The 1,819-nt window shown below is 39.4% G+C and carries 2 protein-coding genes; both read right to left on the bottom strand.

The window, feature by feature from the left end; translation table 11 throughout:
- Window positions 1–995: S-(hydroxymethyl)glutathione dehydrogenase/class III alcohol dehydrogenase (locus ACY3FQ_RS17055; protein ID WP_032015254.1), on the bottom strand; the 995-nt coding region annotated here is incomplete at its 3' end.
- Between the two features lie 21 nt (window positions 996–1,016).
- Window positions 1,017–1,292 carry a metal/formaldehyde-sensitive transcriptional repressor gene (locus ACY3FQ_RS17060; protein ID WP_001133624.1) on the bottom strand — a complete coding sequence of 92 codons (276 nt, stop codon included), beginning with the start codon at window positions 1,290–1,292 and terminating at the stop codon, window positions 1,017–1,019.
- Between the last annotated feature and the right edge of the window lie 527 nt (window positions 1,293–1,819).

A 1,819-nucleotide genomic window follows, 5' to 3' on the forward strand; every position in this document is an offset into this window, starting at 1 on the left:
TTCATGGCATCTTCAACCATTCCTGGAAGTTGCGTACGACCTTTTACGCCACCAAAGGCAGAACCTAGCCATTTACGACCAGTAACAAGCTGGAATGGACGGGTAGAGATTTCCTGACCTGCGCCAGCTACACCAATAATTACGGATTGTCCCCAGCCACGGTGTGCACTTTCAAGGGCTGCACGCATTACATTCACGTTACCAATACATTCAAATGAATGATCTACACCCCAGCCAGTCATTTCGACAATGACTTGCTGGATTGGTTTGTCGTAGTCTTTAGGGTTCAAGAAGTCCGTTGCACCAAACTCTTTTGCCAGCGCAAATTTATCTGGATTCATGTCAACTACAATAATACGCCCTGCTTTAGCTTGACGTGCGGCTTGTACGACTGCCAGACCAATACCACCTAAACCAAAGACCGCAACACTATCACCTTCTTGTACTTTAGCCGTGTTGTGTACTGCACCGATACCCGTTGTGACACCACAACCCAGTAAGCAGACATGTTCGTGATTGGCTTCAGGATTGATTTTAGCCAATGATACTTCTGCCACTACAGTGTATTCACTGAACGTTGAGCAGCCCATATAGTGATAAATCGGTTGACCATTGTAGGAAAAACGAGTGGTACCATCTGGCATTACACCTCTACCTTGAGTTTCGCGAACGGAAATACACAAGTTCGATTTTCCAGATTTACAGAATACGCACTCGCCACATTCAGCAGTGTAAAGTGGAATTACGTGATCACCTGGTTTGACGCTAGTCACGCCTTCACCAACCTCAACTACAACACCAGCACCTTCATGCCCGAGAATAGCAGGAAAAACACCTTCAGGATCATCGCCAGATAAAGTAAATGCGTCTGTATGACACACACCGGTATGGGAGATCTTGATTAATACTTCACCTTTCTTCGGTGGTGCAACATCAACTTCAACAATTTGAAGAGGTTGACCAGGACCAAACGCAACAGCAGCACGTGACTTCATGGAATAATTCCTTATACAGATCTATTTTAAATATGATTTTAGAATCTTGGCGATTTCAGCCAATTCTTCTTTTCGTTGTTGTTCTGTAGTTTCACCTGATACTAAAGTGTCCTTTAAATGAACCTCCAACATTTCATTCATTAAACCATTAATAGCACCACGCACAGAGCATATTTGTTGCAGAATTGCACCACATTCCACATTGTCTTCTAACGCTTTTTCAATCGCTTGCGTCTGACCTTTGATCTTTCTGACGCGTAGAAGAATCTTTTTTTTGTCTTCAACCTGATTAGGCATCAGACCTCCTTACTTGCTAGCATTAATACTATAGTACCCCATAGTATAAAAAAAGCAATATTTTTTTATAAATCGAAAATCAAAAAGACCTTTAGCGAAAATTTTCTATCCCTGTTTTTAGTTTTTTTTTAAATTAACATCGTAGAGCTGATGCTAAAGTCACAAAGAATGGGACTTTCAGCTCCCATTTTTTTATTTTGGCTCATGTTCTTTGTGATGCTGTGACCTTTTAGAATTATGTTTCAAATTTTAGCCACTTTGTAGATATTTTGAACGTTTCAAGCCTTGAAAATACTACCGACAGTTTAGATTAAACTGCCTTTACAGACTGTACTAGAATATTTTTAGTGAGCGGATGATATTTATTATTCATTATTTAGGAATTATTAAATCCTATAAATATCATTTATTGGATTAATTTATTTTGGTACTGTGCATATCATCCCCCAGTTAAGAATAAGGAATAACTATGAATAAGATGATGAATGCTCTTATCCTAGAAAATTTTGGTGATCATGAATTTAAAC

The sequence above is a fragment of the Acinetobacter sp. AB03 genome (assembly GCF_058107045.1).

Bases quoted from the DNA above. Each gene is read 5' to 3' on its own strand.
- ACY3FQ_RS17060 (WP_001133624.1), bottom strand. From the start codon at position 1,292: ATGCCTAATCAGGTTGAAGACAAAAAAAAGATTCTTCTACGCGTCAGA.